18 protein-coding genes are annotated in these 17545 nt (G+C 73.2%); 6 read left to right on the top strand and 12 right to left on the bottom strand.

Annotated elements, in window-relative coordinates; genetic code table 11:
• Window positions 1-284 precede the first annotated feature (284 nt).
• From ACZ3X1_RS30995 to ACZ3X1_RS30985, 3 genes are all read right to left on the bottom strand, one after another.
• Window positions 285-1442, bottom strand: a complete 1158-nt coding sequence (locus ACZ3X1_RS30995; RefSeq protein ID WP_362630202.1) for an ROK family transcriptional regulator — start codon at window positions 1440-1442, stop codon at window positions 285-287.
• A 103-nt stretch (window positions 1443-1545) separates the two neighbouring features.
• The gene (locus tag ACZ3X1_RS30990) at window positions 1546-2196 is read right to left on the bottom strand and encodes a response regulator transcription factor (protein ID WP_356814045.1); all 651 of its coding nucleotides are present in this window, start codon (window positions 2194-2196) and stop codon (window positions 1546-1548) included.
• Between the two features lie 4 nt (window positions 2197-2200).
• On the bottom strand, window positions 2201-3379 hold the full coding sequence (locus ACZ3X1_RS30985) for a sensor histidine kinase (RefSeq protein WP_467281986.1): 1179 nt from the start codon (window positions 3377-3379) through the stop codon (window positions 2201-2203).
• A 108-nt stretch (window positions 3380-3487) separates the two neighbouring features.
• Between ACZ3X1_RS30985 and ACZ3X1_RS30980 the strand changes: the two genes are divergently transcribed.
• The 4 genes from ACZ3X1_RS30980 (at window position 3488) to ACZ3X1_RS30965 (ending at window position 6418) form a co-directional block, all read left to right on the top strand.
• Window positions 3488-4399: an ABC transporter ATP-binding protein gene (locus ACZ3X1_RS30980; protein ID WP_467281982.1), complete on the top strand. Its 912-nt coding sequence runs from the start codon at window positions 3488-3490 to the stop codon at window positions 4397-4399.
• Between the two features lie 28 nt (window positions 4400-4427).
• The gene (locus ACZ3X1_RS30975; protein WP_356814041.1) at window positions 4428-5177 is read left to right on the top strand and encodes an ABC transporter permease; all 750 of its coding nucleotides are present in this window, start codon (window positions 4428-4430) and stop codon (window positions 5175-5177) included.
• Between the two features lie 40 nt (window positions 5178-5217).
• Window positions 5218-5655, top strand: a complete 438-nt coding sequence (locus ACZ3X1_RS30970; protein ID WP_356814040.1) for a hypothetical protein — start codon at window positions 5218-5220, stop codon at window positions 5653-5655.
• A 286-nt stretch (window positions 5656-5941) separates the two neighbouring features.
• Window positions 5942-6418: a hypothetical protein gene (locus ACZ3X1_RS30965; RefSeq protein ID WP_356814039.1), complete on the top strand. Its 477-nt coding sequence runs from the start codon at window positions 5942-5944 to the stop codon at window positions 6416-6418.
• A gap of 18 nt (window positions 6419-6436) precedes the next feature.
• Here the strand turns inward: ACZ3X1_RS30965 and mug are convergent, their stop codons facing one another.
• The 5 genes from mug to ACZ3X1_RS30940 form a co-directional block, all read right to left on the bottom strand.
• Window positions 6437-6979: a G/U mismatch-specific DNA glycosylase gene (gene mug / locus ACZ3X1_RS30960; RefSeq protein WP_356814050.1), complete on the bottom strand. Its 543-nt coding sequence runs from the start codon at window positions 6977-6979 to the stop codon at window positions 6437-6439.
• Entirely contained in the window at window positions 6976-8409 is a 1434-nt protein-coding gene (purB, locus tag ACZ3X1_RS30955) for an adenylosuccinate lyase (RefSeq protein WP_467281978.1), read from the bottom strand. Before purB ends, mug begins: the two co-directional genes overlap by 4 nt.
• Before the next feature lie 71 nt (window positions 8410-8480).
• Window positions 8481-9263, bottom strand: coding sequence for an SGNH/GDSL hydrolase family protein (locus ACZ3X1_RS30950; RefSeq protein WP_467281976.1), 783 nt, complete (start codon window positions 9261-9263; stop codon window positions 8481-8483).
• Window positions 9264-9331: 68 nt separating this feature from the next.
• The gene (locus ACZ3X1_RS30945; protein ID WP_467281974.1) at window positions 9332-10357 is read right to left on the bottom strand and encodes a hemolysin family protein; all 1026 of its coding nucleotides are present in this window, start codon (window positions 10355-10357) and stop codon (window positions 9332-9334) included.
• On the bottom strand, window positions 10354-11688 hold the full coding sequence (locus ACZ3X1_RS30940) for a hemolysin family protein (RefSeq protein ID WP_362630226.1): 1335 nt from the start codon (window positions 11686-11688) through the stop codon (window positions 10354-10356). Before ACZ3X1_RS30940 ends, ACZ3X1_RS30945 begins: the two co-directional genes overlap by 4 nt.
• Before the next feature lie 236 nt (window positions 11689-11924).
• Here ACZ3X1_RS30940 and ACZ3X1_RS30935 point away from each other — a divergent pair, with 236 nt between their 5' ends.
• Entirely contained in the window at window positions 11925-12368 is a 444-nt protein-coding gene (locus tag ACZ3X1_RS30935; protein WP_362630228.1) for a GNAT family N-acetyltransferase, read from the top strand.
• Window positions 12369-12645: 277 nt separating this feature from the next.
• Here the strand turns inward: ACZ3X1_RS30935 and bioD are convergent, their stop codons facing one another.
• Genes bioD through bioB form a run of 3 tightly spaced genes read right to left on the bottom strand, consistent with a single transcriptional unit; the run spans window position 12646 to window position 15982 of the window.
• Window positions 12646-13389 (bottom strand): dethiobiotin synthase, encoded by a 744-nt coding sequence (gene bioD, locus ACZ3X1_RS30930; RefSeq protein ID WP_467281969.1) that lies wholly within the window; start codon window positions 13387-13389, stop codon window positions 12646-12648.
• A gap of 9 nt (window positions 13390-13398) precedes the next feature.
• Window positions 13399-14721, bottom strand: a complete 1323-nt coding sequence (locus tag ACZ3X1_RS30925) for an adenosylmethionine--8-amino-7-oxononanoate transaminase (RefSeq protein ID WP_467281966.1) — start codon at window positions 14719-14721, stop codon at window positions 13399-13401.
• A complete protein-coding gene (bioB, locus tag ACZ3X1_RS30920) occupies window positions 14714-15982 on the bottom strand; it encodes a biotin synthase BioB (RefSeq protein ID WP_467281964.1) in 1269 nt (422 codons plus the stop codon). The genes ACZ3X1_RS30925 and bioB overlap by 8 nt, the downstream gene beginning before the upstream one ends.
• 156 nt (window positions 15983-16138) lie before the next feature.
• On the opposite strand from bioB, the gene ACZ3X1_RS30915 reads away from it, so the two are divergent.
• Window positions 16139-17311, top strand: a complete 1173-nt coding sequence (locus ACZ3X1_RS30915) for an 8-amino-7-oxononanoate synthase (protein WP_467281958.1) — start codon at window positions 16139-16141, stop codon at window positions 17309-17311.
• On the opposite strand, the gene ACZ3X1_RS30910 is transcribed toward ACZ3X1_RS30915, so the two are convergent.
• Window positions 17308-17538: a DUF397 domain-containing protein gene (locus tag ACZ3X1_RS30910; protein WP_390076631.1), complete on the bottom strand. Its 231-nt coding sequence runs from the start codon at window positions 17536-17538 to the stop codon at window positions 17308-17310. The genes ACZ3X1_RS30915 and ACZ3X1_RS30910 overlap by 4 nt on opposite strands.
• Window positions 17539-17545: the final 7 nt, after the last annotated feature.

Raw genomic sequence — 17545 nt, 5'->3', positions numbered from 1 at the left:
CCGGGGGTGCCCGCCGGGGGCGCCGTCAACCCCCCCCCCCCCGCCCCCCCCCCCCCCCCCCAAACCCCCCCCCCCCCCCCCCCGGGCCCCCGGGGGGCCCCCCCCCCCCCCCGGGGCCCCCCCCCACGGCCGTACGGCTTTTCCCGGGCGCCGGGGCGCCGGGGCCGCGGGGCCGCCGGGGCCGGCCGGGCTGCGCGGGGGCCGTGGGGCTGCTGGGCCGGGCCCTTCGCTGCGCGCCGGGCGCCGGGCGCCGGGGCCGGGCGGCAGCGCGGGCTGCGCGGGTGTCAGCGGCGGCGGGCCGTGACCGTCTTCTCCACCGCGAAGAGCTCCTCCTCGACGTGGTCGAGCGCGAGCCGGAGGGCACCGGTCGCCACCGCCGCCTCGCCGAGCAGTGACAGGGCCACCCGCGGCGGGCGCAGGCAGTAGCGCTCCAGCTCCCGGCGCAGGGGTTCCAGGACCCCGTCCAGGCCGGCCGCCCAGCCGCCGACGACCACCAGCTCCGGATCCATCGCCAGGACCAGCGCCGCCACGTCGTGCACCAGACGCTGCAGGAACCGCTCGACGGCGGCGACCGCCTGCTCGTCCCCCCGCTTGGCCTTCGCGAAGACCTCGGCGACGGCCGGCTCGTCCAGCGGGTGCAGCGGCTCGCCGGTGGTCGACAGCAGCCGCTCGGGCGTTGCCTCGCGGCCCAGCAGGTGCAGGGCGCCGATCTCCCCTGCCGCCCCGCCGAAGCCCCGGTGCAGCCGGCCGCCGATGAGCGAGCCCGCGCCGGGACTGAGCCCCGCCATCACGAACACCATGTCGCCCGTGTCCCGCGCGGCCCCCTTCCAGTGCTCGGCGACCGCCGCCGCGTTGGCGTCGTTCTCCACCTGCACCGGACAGCGGAACGAGCGGCGAAGCCGGTCCCCGAGCGGCAGCCCGGTCCAGCCGGGCAGGGCGGTGCCGAGGCGTACCGTGCCGTCCGCCTCCACGATCCCGGGGCTGCCGACCCCGACCGCCCGCAGGGAGTCCCGCGGCACGCCGGCGCGGCGCAGCAGATCGGCCACGGCCGCGCGCACCCGCTCCAGCCGCTCGTCGGCCGTGGCGGTCTCGGCGACCTCCTTGGTGCCGGCGCCGATGATGCGTCCGTCCAGCCCGGACAGCAGCACCGCGACCCGGTGCGAGCCGATCTCGATGCCGAGCAGGTGCCCCGCCTCGGCCCGGAACCGGAACCGTCTGGCCGGCCGTCCCTGCCGCCGCGCGCCCTCCTCGGCCGCGGCCTCGACGACGAGCCCGGTCCCGATCAGCCCCTCCACGACGCCTTCGACGGTCGGCCGGGAGAGCCCGGTCAGCCGTGTGAGGTCGGTGAGGGTCGGCGACCCGGCCGTCCGCAGCGCACGCAGCACCACGGCGGAATTGATCCGCCGGAGGAGAGAGGGGTCCCCGCCGGTCAGCTGCCCCAACGTGTGTCCTCCCAGCTAGCGAGCTTGTCAGCCGGATCGTACTGCGCGCCGGGTGCGGCGGCGAGAAGCAGCCCCCCACATCGGCCGTAGCGGGCCCTTCCTCTCAGGCGGGTGAGACGAAGCCCGACTCGTACGCCGTGATCACTGCCTGGGTGCGGTCCCGCGCCCCCAGCTTCGCCAGGATCGCACTGACATGGGACTTGACCGTCTCCGTCCCGACGATCAGCTCGGACGCGATCTCCACGTTGGTGAGCCCCCGCGCCATGAGCCGCAGGACCGCCTCCTCCCGCTCGGTCAGGGAGGCCCGCTCCAGCACCGCCCGTGCCTGCCGGTTGCCGTACTCCGCGGCCAGGGCCCGCACGGCCGCCGGGAACAGCAGCGTCTCGCCCTCCGCCACCAGCCGTACCGCGTGCACGATCTCCGAAGGCCTGGCCCGCTTCAGGAGGAACCCGTCCGCTCCGGCCCGCAGCGCCTGGTAGACGTACTCGTCGTTCTCGAAGGTGGTCACCACGAGGATCTTCGGCGGCGAGTCAACCGTCCGCAGCACCGCGCGGGTCGCCTCGATCCCGTCGAGCAGCGGCATCCGCACGTCCATGGCCACCACGTCCGGCCGCAGCTGCCGTACGAGTGGGATCACGGAGGCGCCGTCGGCAGCCTCACCCACCACCTCGATGTCGGGCTGGGCGTCCAGGACGGCGCGCAGACCCGCGCGGACCAGGGGTTCGTCGTCGACGAGCAGTACGGTGACCGGCATCCCGTCAGCGTATTCGCTCCAGCGGAAGCCGTGCGCGCACCCTCCAACCGCCCTCGTACACCCCGGTCTCGGCCTCTCCGCCGAGCATCGCGGCCCGTTCGCGTATCCCGCGCAGTCCGCTGCCGCCGCCGAGCGTCACGCCGGGGCGTTCCGGCAGCGCGTTCGTCACCTCCAGATCCAGCCGGTCCCCGGCCATCTCCACCCGAACCCGGACCGGCACGGGCCCGCAGTGGCGCAGCACGTTGGTCAGCGCCTCCTGCAGGATGCGGTACCCCTCCCGGGTGACCGGCCCAGGCAACTTCTCCAGCGGCCCGATCAGTTGCGCGTCCACCTCGGATCCGGACGCCCGGGCCGACTCCAGCAGCCGATCTGCCTCCGCCAGCGTCGGCCGCTGCGACGGCGGCTGCCCCGACTCCCGCAGCACGCCGAGCACGCGCTCCAAGTCCTCCAGCGCGGCTCTGCCCGTCTCCTCGATGGCGCACAACGCCCGGTCGGTGAAGGCGGGATCGCCCGCGGCGCGCGCCGCCCCCGCCTGCACGACGGCCACGGTCAGCGCGTGCCCGATCGAATCGTGCAGCTCCCGCGCGATCCGCGTGCGCTCCAGCAGCTGCTCGGTCCGCTCCTCCAGTGCGCTCAGCCGCTCGGCCGCCGAAGGGCTGAGCAACCGTGTGGCGGCAGCCGTGATCAATTCGCCGAGCAGGACCACGACGACCATGAGGACGACGAGTGGAAGGGGCGCCAGCAGCGCGGCGACCCAGCGGCTCTCCGGTATGAACGGCGCCAAGGGGTCGGGATCCAGGGAATGCCCGAGCGCCGTCGCGATGAGTTCGACGCTCATCGCCGGCATCCAGACGGTGGCGCCCACCGCTCCGATCGCGATGACCATCCGTGTCTCCAGCCACAGCACCGTCCGCCAGCGGTCGCTCCAATGCGCCGACGGCGCGAGGCTTATGGTCCCCTCGGCCTGACCGCGGTCATACGGCGTGAGCAGGAACTGCGCCTGGAGCCCTTCCGCGAGCCGCACCCAGGGCACCAGCCCGAAGGGGAGGACGAGCAGCATCGGCCCCCACGGCCACTCGGGAACCACGAACATCCATATGGCCAGCAGCAGCAGCGGCACGCAGAGGTGCAACCAGCGCGAATACGTCACTGGTCGGAGCGGGGCCCGCAGCAGTCGGTACATGCCCCCATGGTCGCAGCGCGCCGCCGGGTGCCGTCTCCCCCACGTGGGGGAGACGGCACCCTCGCATGGGGGAGGGAAGGGGGTGGGGCGGGCGGCGAATCTTGAGCCATGAACAGCATCGAGATCCGAGAACTGACCAAGGCATACGGCTCCCACCGTGCGGTGGACGGCCTCACCTTCGATGTCCTGCCCGGGCGGGTCACCGGATTCCTGGGCCCCAACGGCGCCGGAAAGTCCACCACCATGCGCCTGCTGCTGGGCCTGGACCGGGCGACCTCCGGCACGGCCACCATCGGCGGCCGGCGCTACCTCGACCTGCCGGACCCGCTGCACCGGGTCGGCGCCCTCCTGGACGCGCAGTCGGCGCACGGCGGCCGCACCGCCCGCGACCACCTCCGCTTCCTGGCCGCCGCCGGCCGCATGCCGGTACGCCGGGTGGACGAGGTCCTGGAGCAGGCCGGCATAGCCTCCGTGGCCCGGCGGCGGATCAAGTCCTTCTCACTGGGCATGCGCCAGCGCCTCGGCATGGCCGCCGCGCTGCTGGGAGACCCCGGGGTGCTCCTGCTGGACGAGCCGACCAACGGGCTCGACCCCGAGGGCATCATCTGGATACGCGAGCTGATGCGCGGCCTCGCCGCCGAAGGGCGCACCGTGCTGGTCTCCAGCCACCTGATGTCGGAGACCTCCGCGTTCGCCGACCACCTGGTCGTCCTGGGCAACGGCAAGCTGCTGGCCGACACGTCGATGGCGGAGTTCATCGACGCCCGCAGCACCCGCCGGGTGCGCCTGCGCACCTCCGATCCCGTCCGGCTGCGGGCCGCCCTGGTCCGGGACGGCTTCGAGCTGGCCAACGCCGACGACGGGCGGTGGACCGTCGAGGGCATGCGGGCCGAGCAGCTCGGCAACCTGGCCGCCCGTGAGGGCATCCCCGTACTGGAACTGTCCGACGAGCGCGCCTCACTGGAGCAGGCCTACCTCGATCTCACCGCCGACCACGCGCAGTTCACCGCAACCCACTGACTTCCCCGAGCCTTCAGGAGGCACCGCCATGCGCGCCGCTCTGCCCACCGTCCCCACCCTGCACTCGGAATGGATCAAGATACGGTCCCTGCGCGGCACCCTGGGAGGGCTGATCGCCGTCCTCGCCGCCACCGCGGGCATCCAGGCGCTGACGGCCGCAGCGATCGGCCGGGCCGAGGAGGGCAGCATGGGTTCCGATCCGCTCTTCGCCGCCTACTACGGCATATCCTTCGGCCAGATCGCCGCGATGGTCTTCGGCGCCGGCGCCGTCTCCAGCGAGTTCCACAACGGCGCTCTGCGCACCTCCCTGGCGGCCATCCCGAACCGCACCCGCTTCTACCTGTCGAAGGTCGCGACAGTGGGCGCCCTGGCCCTGCTCACGGGTCAGGTCACCGGGCTGGCCACGTTCGTGGCGGGGCAGGCGTTCATGGGTCAGCACGCCCTGGAGCTCGGCGACCCGGGCACCTACCGCGCCGTCGTCGGCAGCGGTCTCTACCTCACGCTGATGGCCTTGTTCGCGGCCGGGCTGACCGCCGTACTGCGCAGCGGGACGGTCGTACTGAGCCTGCTCATACCCTTCGTCCTGCTGGTGTCCTTCGTCGTCGGGGAGGCCTCGGGCGGCGCGGCCCAGTTCCTGCCGGACCGGGCCGGGCAGTTGGTGGTGCACTCCCGGATGGAGGGCGACCTCGGCCCCTGGACCGGTCTCGGCGTGATGGCCCTGTGGGCGGGTGCCGCCGTGCTCGGCGGCTGGCTGGCGGTGCGCCGCAGGGACGCGTGACGTCAGGCCAGTTGTCAGTGCTGCTCGGGATACTGACGGCATGACCACGGCAGAGCACCTCGACACGATCGACCGGCTCCTGGCGCAGGAGTTCCCCCGGGAGCCGGTCCGCACCGTCGACAGCAGCAGCGGTCCGGGCTTCCACCTGGTGCAGCTCTCCCGGACACCGCACTTCTGGGACGACGACGGCTCGGGCCGCATCGAGGCCGCCGACCAGATCAGCGCAGAGTACGGGGCACTCACCCAGGCCGCGACCGACCGATGGGGAGACCCGCAGATCTTCAGCCTGGGGACGCTGAGGGACCGGGTGTTCGAGGGGGAGGAGATATCGCAGCCATGGACCGACCTGAGCGCCGGCACCGACCACGTCCACCTCTGGCGGGCCGGAGAGCGCTGGCTGGTGGCCTGTGTGACACAGCGAGACCACGAAGACCCCTACCTGTTGACGGCAGCGGTCACCGCCATCGACCCGCCGTAGACACCGGTACGCCAGGGCACTGCGCGCATCGCGGACCCACGGCGTACCGCCCCGCCCGGGCGGGTCAGTAGTGACTCGCCCGCCACCAGCGGGCGGATCCTGTCACCAGCCGCTGACGTGGTCCGGTCCGGGATCAGACGCCCCAGGCCGTCTCTTCACGGACAGGCATTCGGGCCTGTAAGCGATATGACGCGCAACGCATGCTGGAGTAGGAGCGGGCGCGGGATCGGGGCGACTTGGTCCTCGAAGGGGATGAACGCGGCCAGGGCGGCGCTAGGGTTTCCCGGTGAGTGACGTCTATGAGCTGATGGTTGCCATTGACCTGCGGGATGAGATCTCCGAGGGAGAACTCGCCGAGTTGCGCTGGCATCTGGGGATCGGGGATCGGCCGCAGCGGTTGTCCATCGTCACCAGGTTCCCGGTCGTGGTGTGGGACGACGAGGGTGGTCCGGTGATCGAGGAGGATCCCCGTCCGCTGCTGGCCGGGCGGGGGGCCGCGGCGCGGGTGGGCGGGGTGCTCTGCTCGGCGCTGGAGAGTCGGGCGGACCTGCCGCGGAAGGGCTGGGCGCTGATGTCCCGACAGGAGATCCACCCGGACGAGTTCGAGCAGGCCGGCGAGCTGCTCCGCTGGATGGCCGCAAGGGCTCACGAGACGCACCTGCGGTGGGACGGCGCCGTCGGGGTCGGGTTCCTCAGGTTCCACGAAGCCGAGCTCCCCGAGGTGCTGCACGTCGAGGGCGGGCGGGTCGGATGGCCGGAGTGAGCCCGGCTCCCGGGGCCGTCAGGCCGGGGGAGCCGCGGCCTCGCGGAGGCGGGCGTACTCCTGCGCCATGGACTCGGCGGTCCAGTGGGCGTTGAGGCCGCTGGGGTTGGGCAGGGCCCAGATACGGGTGGAGCCGATGGTGCGCTCCTGGGGGCCGATCTGTGCCTTCCTCTCGCCGAAGGCCGTCCGGTAGGCCGTGACGCCGACCACGGCCAGCCATTGGGGGCGCAGCACTTCCACCTTCGCCGTCAGGATGCGGCCGCCCTCGCGGAACTCCTCCGCGCTCAGCTCGTCGGCACGCGCCGTGGCGCGGGCCACGACGTTGGTGATGCCGAGGCGGTAGGTCAGGAGTTCCTCCTGCTCCGCGGGGGCCAGGCGGCGCGGAGTGAAGCCCGAGAGGTGCAGGACCGGCCAGAAGCGGTTGCCGGGGCGGGCGAAGTGGTGGCCCGTCGCGGCGGAGAGGAGACCGGGGTTGATGCCGCAGAACAGCACACGCAGACCGCCCGCGACCACGTCCGGGAGGACGCGGTCGCGGGCGGCGGCCAGCTCTTCGGGGGTCAGAGGATCGACCCCGGCGTGTATCCGGCGGCCTCCGGGTGCTGCTTGACGATCGCCTCGATACGGGAGACCACCGTCCCGACCTGGTCGCCCGCGGCGCCCGTGAAGGACAGCTTGTCCGCCATCAGCGCGTCGAGCTGGGCCCGGTCCAGCGGCATCCGCTCGTCGGCGGCCAGCTTGTCCAGCAGCTCGTTGCGCTCGGCGCCCTGCTCGCGCATGGCGAGCGCCGAAGCCACCGCGTGCTCCTTGATGACCTCGTGGGCGGCCTCGCGGCCCACACCGGCCCGCACCGCGCCCATCAGGACCTTGGTGGTCGCGAGGAAGGGAAGGTAGCGGTCCAGCTCGCGGGCGACGACCGCGGGGAACGCGCCGAACTCGTCGAGGACCGTCAGGAAGGTCTCCAGCAGGCCGTCGAAGGCGAAGAAGGCGTCCGGCAGGGCCACGCGGCGAACCACGGAGCAGGAGACGTCGCCCTCGTTCCACTGGTCGCCGGCCAGCTCGCCGGTCATCGAGGCGTAACCGCGCAGGATGACCATCAGGCCGTTCACGCGCTCGCAGGAGCGGGTGTTCATCTTGTGGGGCATCGCGGAGGAGCCGACCTGGCCGGGCTTGAAGCCCTCGGTGACCAGCTCGTGGCCGGCCATCAGGCGGATCGTCTTGGCGATCGAGGACGGGGCCGCGGCCAGCTGGACCAGCGCGGTGACCACGTCGTAGTCGAGCGAGCGCGGGTAGACCTGGCCGACCGAGGTGAAGGCGTGCGCGAAACCGAGGTGGGTCGCGATCCGCTGCTCCAGGTCGGCCAGCTTGGCGGCGTCGCCGCCGAGCAGGTCGAGCATGTCCTGGGCGGTGCCGACGGGGCCCTTGATGCCGCGCAGCGGGTAGCGGTCGAGGAGGTTCTCCAGGCGGTCGTAGGCCACCAGCAGTTCGTCGGCCGCGGTGGCGAAGCGCTTGCCCAGGGTGGTGGCCTGCGCGGCCACGTTGTGGGAGCGGCCGGCCATGACCAGCTCGGCGTGCTCGCCGGCCAGCTTGCCGAGGCGGGCGAGGACGGCGACCGTACGGTCGCGGGCCAGCTCCAGCGAGAGGCGGATCTGGAGCTGCTCGACGTTCTCGGTCAGGTCACGGGAGGTCATGCCCTTGTGGACGTGCTCGTGACCCGCGAGGTCGTTGAACTCCTCGATGCGGGCCTTCACGTCGTGCCGGGTGACCTTCTCGCGCTCGGCGATGGAGGCGAGGTCGACCGTCTCGAGGACGCGCTCGTAGTCGGCGAGGGCCGCGTCCGGGACCTCGATACCGAGGTCCTTCTGGGCGCGCAGCACGGCGAGCCACAGCCGCCGCTCCAGCGTCACCTTGTACTCGGGGGACCACAGGACGGCGAGCTCCGCGGAGGCGTAGCGGCCGGCCAGGACATTGGGGATGCGGGGCTTGGCAGTCACGTGTAGGGATTCTACTTGGGCCGCCGCTGTGTGTTTACGCAGGTCGGGCGACCGCTCGTGATTGTGCCTTGCTACGAGAGCGGCGCGTCCCCGTACGGCTGCAGTTCGGGGCGCTTGGCCGGGCGGCCGTCCCCGGAGGAGCGGCCCGTCAGGCGGCGCCCTATCCACGGGAGCAGGTGCTGCCGGGCGAAGCTCAGGTCCTGCGACCGGCGCGCCGCCCAGCCGGGCGGCTCGGCGACGGGCAGTTCGGTACGCCAGTCCAGCTCGGAGGGCAGGCCCAGCGTCTGCCAGACGGCCTCAGCCACCCGGCGGTGGCCGTCGGGCGTCAGGTGGAGCCGGTCGACGTCCCACATCCGGGGGTCCGCGAGGACGGGAGCGCCGTAGAGGTCCACCACCAGGGCTCCGTGCCGGGCGGCGAGCTCGTCGATGGTGGCGAACAGCTGCTCCATGCGGGGGCGGAAGCGTTCCATCACCGGCCCGTTGCGTCCCGGGGAGCGCATCAGGACGAGCTTCTTGCAGGAGGGTGCGAGGAGCTCCACCGACGACTCCAGGTGGTCACGGACCCGGCCCATGTCCACCTTGGGGCGCAGTGCGTCGTTCAACCCGCCCACGAGAGTCACCACGTCGGCGCCCATCGCGGCCGCCACAGGGACCTGGTCCTGCGCGATCTGTCCGATGAGCTTGCCGCGGACCGCGAGGTTCGCGTAGCGGAAGCCCGGCTCACGCGCCGCGAGGCGGGCGGCCAGCAGGTCGGCCCAGCCGCGGTAAGAGCCGTCGGGCAGGAGGTCGGACATTCCCTCGGTGAAGGAGTCGCCGACCGCGACGAAACTGGTGTAGGACGCATTCATCTCCATGGCGGAGTGATGTTACCGCGCGGTATCCCGGCCCCGCCTTCAAGGCCGGGACACCGCGCCCCGGAGCGCTACGCGGAGGCCGGCCTTCCGAACAGCTCCCGCAGCACGTCCTCCATCGTCACCAGGCCCGTCATGGCGTCCTCCGCCCCCAGGACCGCCGCCAGGTGGGTGCGGCTGCGCCGCATCGCGGTCAGTACGTCGTCCAGCGGGGTCTCCGGCCGCACCTGCGCGATCGGGCGCAGCGCAGACGCCGGGAACGGCTCGTCGCGCGACTCCCCGTCGGCGTCCAGAGCGTCCTTGACGTGCAGGTAACCCAGGATCCTGTGCTGTGCGTCGACCACCGGGAAGCGGGAGTACCCGCTTTCGGCCGACAGCCGCTCCAGACCCGCCGGAGTGATGCCCTCGCGGGCCGAGATCACCCGCTCCGTCGGCAGCACCACGTCGGTCACCGGCCGCCGGCCCAGTTCCAGGGCGTCGTGCAGACGCTCGCTCGCCCGGTCGTCGAGGAGCCCGGCATCGCTGGAGTCCTTCACCATCCGGGCCAGCTCGTCGTCCGAGAACGTCGCCGCGACCTCGTCCCTGACCTCCACCCGCAGCAGCCGCAGCAGGATGTTGGCGAAGGCGTTGATCGCGAAGATCACCGGTCGCAGCGCCCGGGTGAGGGTCACCAGCGGCGGCCCCAGCAGCAGTGCCGTGGGCACCGGCTCGGACAGCGCCACGTTCTTCGGGAGCATCTCCCCGAAGAGCATGTGCAGGTACGTCGCCAGGGCCAGCGCCACCACGAAGGAGATGGCGTGGGTCAGCCCGGACGGCACCCCGACCAGGTCGAAGAGCGGCGTCAGCAGATGGGCGATGGCCGGCTCGGCCACCACACCCAGCACCAGGGTGCACAAGGTGATGCCGAGCTGCGCCGCCGCCATCAGCGCCGACAGGTGCTCCAGCCCCCACAGGACGGCGCGGGCCCGCCGGTCGCCCTGCTCGGCGTACGGCTCGATCTGGCTGCGCCGGACCGAGATCAGCGCGAACTCCGCGCCGACGAAGAAGGCGTTCACGACCAGGGTCGCCAGGCCGATCAACAGCTGGATCACGGTCATCGCGCGTCCTCCGTCCCGTCGGCGGAGCCTACGGGCGCGTGGAGCAGTACCCGCGCCGCCCGGCGCCCGATGTCGTCCACCACGTCCAGGCGCCAGCCGTCGAGTTCCAGGCTGTCGCCGACGGCCGGGATCCGGCCCAGCTCGGTCGCTATCAGGCCGGCGAGGGTCTCGTACGGGCCGTCCGGCACCCGCAGCCCGATCCGCCGGAGCTGGTCGGTGCGCGCGGCGCCGTCGGCGGAGTAGAGCTGCCGTCCGGAGTCGTCCGTACCGGCCGGGGCGAGGTCGGGGGTCTCGTGCGGGTCGTGCTCGTCGCGCACCTCGCCGACGACCTCCTCGACGATGTCCTCCAGGGTGGCCACCCCCGCCGTGCCGCCGTACTCGTCGATGACCACGGCCATGGTCTGTTTGCCGGACAGCCGGTCCAGCAGTCGGTCCACGGTCAGCGACTCCGGTACGAGGAGGGGCGCGCGCAGGAGCTGCGACACCGGACGGCGGCGCCGCTCCTCGGCGGGCAGCGCCAGCACGTCCTTGATGTGGACGGTGCCGACGACGGTGTCGAGGCTTCCGCGGTAGACGGGGAAGCGGGACAGGCCGGTGGCCATCGTCGCGTTCGCCACGTCCTCGGCGGTGGCCTGCACGTCGAGGGCGGTGACCTGGACGCGCGGGGTCATCACGTTCTCCGCGGTCAGGTCGGCCAGGTTCAGGGTCCGGACGAACAGCTCGGCCGTGTCCTTCTCCAGGGCGCCTTGCTTGGCGGAGTGCCGGGCCAGGGCGACCAGTTCCTGCGGGGTGCGCGCGGAGGCCAGCTCCTCGGTCGGCTCCATGCCGAAACGGCGCACCAGGTGGTTCGCCGTGGTGTTGAGGTGGCTGATCAGCGGCCTGAAGGCCCGGCTGAACACCCGTTGGAAGGTCGCCACCCGCTTGGCGATCGCCAGCGGCGAGGAGATCGCCCAGTTCTTCGGGACCAGCTCGCCGACGACCATCAGGACGACGGTGGACAACACGGTCCCGAGGACCAGGGCGGTGGAGGAGGCGGCGCTCGCCGACAGTCCCATGGCCTCGAACGGCCCCTGGAGCAGGGCGGCGATCGACGGCTCGGAGATCATGCCGATGACCAGGCCGGTCACGGTGATGCCGAGCTGGGCGCCGGAGAGCTGGAAGGTGAGGGTGCGGACGGCCGCCAGGGCGCTGTCGGCACCGCGCTCACCGCGCTCGGCGGCCCGCTCGAGCTCGCTGCGCTCGACGGTCGTGAGCGAGAACTCGGCCGCGACGAAGACTCCGCAGGCAACGCAGAGGAGCAGTGCCACGACGAGCAGGAGGACTTCGGTCATCGGTCGATCACCTCCGTCCCATGATCGGCCAGGAGGAGGGGGATCGCGCGATGTCGCGGACGCGGCGTTCGCGAACGCGGATGTCGTGAGGCGGGATGTCGTGGACTGGGAGGCTCGCCCATGGGCGGACGCTCACACCTTTCACTCAAGAGGGACGGTGACCACATGGTAAAGGACGAGCAAAGCGGGCGGATCATCCTTTTGGCGGAGCGCGGCGGGGTGATGGGATCGGGGACATGAACGATCTTCATATCGGCCCCGCGTCGGCGGGCGATCTCGGCGCCGTACTGGACTTCTGGAGGACCGCCGCCGAGGGGACGAGTATCAGCGACGACCTCGCCGGCGTCGAGCGACTCCACGATCGGGACCCGGGGGCGCTGCTGCTCGCGCGCCGCGACGGCGAGCTCGTCGGGACCGTGATCGCCGGCTTCGACGGCTGGCGCTGTCACCTCTACCGGCTCGCCGTGCACCCCGGGCACCGGCGGCGGGGGATAGGCGCGGCGCTGCTGGCCGCCGCCGAGGAGCGGTTCGCAGCGCTGGGCGGGCGGCGGGCCGACGCGATGGTGCTCGACCGCAACGAGCGGGCGCACCCGGCGTGGGAGGCGGCCGGGTACGGGCCGCAGGAGCAGTGGACGCGGTGGGTCAAGCCGCTCGGCTCGCCGCCGGGGCCGCAGTCTTGAGGGGCTCCGCCCCGCGCCCGCGGCTCGGACGCCGGCGCCGGCCGGAGTGGCGGGGCCCCGCCCCGCGCCCCGCGCCTCAAACGCCGGCGGGGCTGGAATTGCACGCCGGCCGGGCCGGAGTGGCGGGGCTCCGCCCCGCGCCCCGTGCCTCAAAGGCCGGCGAGGCTGGAAAACCCCGCCGGCGCGGCTGGGAGAACACGCCGACGGGGCTGGAAAAGCAACGCCGGCGCGGCTGGAAGCGCACGCCAGTGCGGCTGGAGGCGCGGGGCTTCGTGACTCAGGTGCCGGCGGTCGTGAAGGCCGGGGGGGACCAGGTGGTGAGGAAGGACTCCGCCGACCAGGTGCCCGACAGGGACGGCGCCAGCCAGGCGGGGGCCTCGGCGCGGAAGCGCTCCGGCGCCAGCGTGCCCGAGCCCTCCGGGACCGCGCCCAGGAGCGGCAGCTGCGAGGACTTCGGGAGGTCCGCCAGGTTGCAGCGGGCCGCCAGGTCCGGGGAGTGCGGCCAGCTCCCGACCACCACGCCCAGCGGGGTCAGGCCCCGGGCCCGCAGGGCCTCCGCCGTGAGGGTCGTGGAGTTGAGGGTCCCCAGGCCCGCCTGGGCGACGATCAGGGTCGGTGCGTCCAGCAGCCGTGCGGCGTCGGCCAGCGTGTGGCCCGACTCGTCGAACTGCACGAGCAGTCCGCCCGCACCCTCCACCAGGACCAGGTCGTGGTCCTCGGCCAGCCGCCGGGCGGCCTCCGCGATCTGCGCCGGGGCCAGCGTCGGCAGCCCCGCGCGCCGGGCGGCGGTGTCCGGGGCCAAGGGCTCCGGGTAGCGGGCCAGTTCCATCGCCGTCACGGAGGGGCCGGCCAGCCGCACCACCTCCGCCGCGTCCCCCGGCTCCTGCGGGCCGACACCGGTCTGCGCCGGCTTCAGCACCGCCACCGAGCGGCCCGCCGCCACGGCCGCCGCCGCGAGGGCCGAGGTGACCACGGTCTTGCCGATCTCGGTGCCCGTCCCGGACACCATCACTACGGACATCTAGCCTTCTCAGCCTTCCTGGGCCGCCGCGCACACCGCGCGGCAGATACGGTTCACGTCCGCGTCGCCCGTGACGAACGGCGGCATCACATAGATCAGGTCCCGGAACGGCCTCAGCCACACGCCCTCGCGCACCGCCGCCCGGGTGGCCGCCGCCACGTCGACCTCGTGGTCCAGCTGCACCACGCCGATGGCCCCGAGCACGCGGACGTCCCGTACGCCGGGGATCTCGGCCGCGGCCGCCAGCCCCTCGCGCAGCCCCGTCTCGATCCGCTTGACGTCGAGCGTCCAGTCCTGGCCGAGCAGCAGTTCCACGGAGGCCAGCGCCACCGCCGTGGCCAGCGGGTTCCCCATGAAGGTCGGTCCGTGCGCGAGCACCGGGACCTCGCCCCGGGAGATCCCGTCGGCCACCCGCTCCGTGCACAGGGTCGCCGCCAGCGTGAGGTAGCCGCCGGTCAGGGACTTGCCCAGGCACATCACGTCCGGGGTGATCCCCGCGTGGTCCGCCGCGAAGAGCGCGCCGGTGCGGCCGAAGCCCGTGGCGATCTCGTCCAGGATCAGCAGGACCCCGTACTCGTCGCACAGCTCGCGCAGCACCCGCAGGTAGCCGGGGTGGTGGAAGCGCATGCCGCCCGCGCCCTGTACCACCGGCTCCACGATCACGGCGGCCAGCTCGTCCGCGTGCGCGGCGATCTTGCCGCGCAGGTGGTCGGCGTACGCGGGATCCACGGGCGTGTCGAAGCCGCCGGGCGGCGCGTCCGCGAAGACCTGCCGCGGCAGGTGGCCCTGCCACAGCTCGTGCATGCCGCCCTCGGGGTCGCAGACGGCCATGGGCTGCCAGGTGTCCCCGTGGTAGCCGCCGCGCCAGGTCAGCAGCCGGGTCTTGCCCGTGCGCCCGAGCGAACGCCAGTACTGGAGGCACATCTTGACGGCGACCTCGACGGACACCGAACCCGAGTCGGAGAGGAAGACGTGCTCCAGGCCCGCCGGGGTGACCTCGACGAGCTTCGCGGCGAGCCGGACGGCGGGCTCGTGGGTGAGCCCGCCGAACATCACGTGTGACATCCTGCCGAGCTGCGCGGTCACGGCCTCGTTGAGCACCGGGTGGTTGTAGCCGTGGATGGCCGACCACCAGGAGGACATGCCGTCGACGAGCTCGACGTGGCCCTCCCCCTGGGACGGGTCGGCGAGCCTCAGCCGCACCCCCGAGGCGGAGTCGACGACCAGCGGCTCCTGCCGCCCGGGCATCGGGCCGTACGGGTGCCAGACGTGCTGCCGGTCCAGCGCGAGCAGTTCCGCGCCGGCCGACCGCGGGTGGGGCTGATCAGGCATTGGGAGCGATGTCCGTCCCCGCGCCGCGGCGGCGCACCGCCACCAGGTCCGACCGGAGCGCGCCGGGCTCGGCCTGCGCCGGCTGCGCCGGCACCGGCGCGGCCTCCGCGTGCGCGTGGCCCGAGCAGCCGCCGCACGCCGCGCCGCAGCCCGCGGCCTCGTCCCCGGCCGAAGCCGCGCCCGCGCCCGAACCGCACAGCGAGGCGCCGCCGTTGGAACCGCAGCCGCCGCCGGACGGGGCCGCGTCGGCCAGGTCGGAGCGGTGCGCGGGAAGGGTCGTCGTACCGGCGCCCTCCACCTCGAAACCGGCGTCCGCGATCATGTCGAGGTCCGCCTGACCGGCCTGGCCCTCGCTGGTGAGGTAGTCCCCCAGGAAGATCGAGTTGACGATGTTCAGGGCCAGCGGCTGCATCGAGCGCAGGTGCACCTCGCGCCCGCCCGCCAGCCGGACCTCGACGTCGGGGCAGACGAACCGCGCCATCGCCAGGATCCGCAGGCAGCGCTGCGGGGTGAGGTTCCACTCCTTGGCCAGCGGAGTGCCCTCGAAGGGGATCAGGAAGTTGACCGGAACCGAGTCGGCGTCCAGCTCGCGCAGCGAGAAGACCACGTCGACGAGGTCCTCGTCGGTCTCGCCCATGCCCGCGATCAGGCCGGAGCAGGCCGACAGGCCCGCCGCATGGGCCTTCTCCACGGTGTCCACGCGGTCGGCGTAGGTGTGGGTCTTGGTGATCTGGCCGTAGGTGGCCTCGGAGGTGTTGAGGTTGTGGTTGTAGGCGTCGGCGCCCGCCTCGCGCAGCTTCTCCGCCTGGCCGTCCGAGAGCAGGCCGAGGCAGGCGCACACCTCGATGCCCTCGTTCTGCTCCTTGATCGCCTCGATCGTCTTGCCGACGCGCTCCACGTCCCGGTCCGTCGGACCGCGGCCGCTGGCGACCAGGCAGACCCGCTTCGCCCCGCCCGCGACGCCCGCGGCGGCGGCCTGCGAGGCCTCCTCCGGCTTGAGCCACGTGTACTTGAGGATCTCGGCCTTCGAGCCCAGGCGCTGGGAGCAGTAGGAGCAGTCCTCCGGGCACAGGCCCGACTTCAGGTTGACCAGGTAGTTCAACTTGACCCGACGCCCGAACCACTGGCGGCGCACCTTGCCGGCCGCGGCCACCACGTCGAGCAGTTCGTCGTCAGAAGTCGCCAGTACGGCGAGCGCTTCTTCGCGGGTCGGCAGCTCACGCCGCAGCCCCTTGTCCACCAGGGTGTTCAGCAGGTCCATGGACCCGATCCTGTCCCACTCGACCCATCCCGGCCAAGGAGAGATCGCACAACATGGCCGGATGGGTGTGTGTGTATCACCACACCTGGCGGACAAGTCGCGGGGACTAGGGTCGGGCAGGTCTGTGGACTGCCGACAAAACACGAGGACACGCCGATGCCCCAGCACACTCCCGACCCCGCGGACGTCTTCGCCTGGATCGACGCCGCGGAGCGCGCGCGGGAGCAGGCCGGACTGGTCCGCTCCCTGCGGCCCCGGCCGCCGGTGTCGGCGCTGCTGGACCTCGCGAGCAACGACTACCTCGGCCTGTCCCGGCACCCCGAGACCATCAGGGGGGCCCGCGAGGCGGCCGAGTGCTGGGGCGCCGGAGCGACCGGTTCCCGTCTCGTCACCGGCACCACCGAACTGCACGCGGAGCTGGAGCGGGAACTCGCCGCCTTCTGCGGCTTCGAGGCCGCGCTCGTCCTGTCCTCCGGATACGCGGCCAACCTCGCCGCCGTGACGGCGCTCAGCGACTGGGGCACGCTCGTCGTCTCCGACGCCGGCAACCACGCCTCCATCGTCGACGGCTGCAGGCTCTCGCGCGCCGAGACCGCGGTGGTCCCGCACTCCGACCAGGACGCCGCGCGCAAGGCGCTCGCCGCGCACGAGGGCCGGGCCCTGCTGGTCAGCGACTCGGTGTTCTCCGTCGACGGCGACGCCGCCCCGCTCGCCGGATACGCCGCCGCCTGCCGTGACGAGGGCGCGGCCCTGCTCGTGGACGACGCCCACGGTCTGGGTGTCCTGGGCGAGGGCGGCCGGGGCGCGCTGCACGCCGCCGGGCTCGCCGGCGCGCCCTACGTGGTCGCCACCCTGACCCTGTCGAAGTCGCTGGGCAGCCAGGGCGGTGCGGTGCTCGGCCCGGCCAAGGTCATCAGGCACCTGGTCAACACGGCGCGCACCTTCATCTTCGACACCGGCCTGGCGCCGGCCGCCGCGGGCGCGGCCCTCGCGAGCCTGCGCCTGCTCCGGCGGGAACCGGAGCGCGCCGGCCGCGCCCGCGAGGTGGCCGACCGGCTGTACGGGCGGCTCACCGCGTCCGGTCTGACCGCGGCCCGGCCGGACGCGGCCGTGGTGTCGGTACGGGCCCCGTCGGCCTCGGCGGCACTGCGCTGGGCCGCCGACTGCCGCGAGGCAGGTCTGTCCGTGGGATGCTTCCGCCCGCCGTCGGTGCCGGACGGCATCTCCCGGCTGCGGCTGACCGCCCGGGCCGACCTCACGGGGGACGAGATCGATCGGGCGGTCGGGACGATCGTCGCGACCGCGCCCGCCGGGGCCGCGGACCGCTAGACGGACGCGTGCGCGTCCGCCCGTACGGAGGCGAGGAAGCCGTCCCAGGCCGGCCCGGTGAAGAGCACAGCCGGGCCGTCCGTCCGCTTGGAGTCGCGGACGGCCAGCAGGCCGTCGCCGAGGACGGCCGCTTCCACGCAGTTGTTCATCCCGGTGCTGCGGCTGCTCCGCCGCCACCGCGCAGCTCTGATCAGAAGTCCGCTGGTGCTCATAGGGGTTGCGGACACGGGGGTG

This window comes from Streptomyces sp. NPDC023541 (assembly GCF_055559995.1).
The sequence above is the reverse complement of the archived record's forward strand: the minus strand, read 5'-3'. Positions and strand labels throughout refer to the sequence as shown.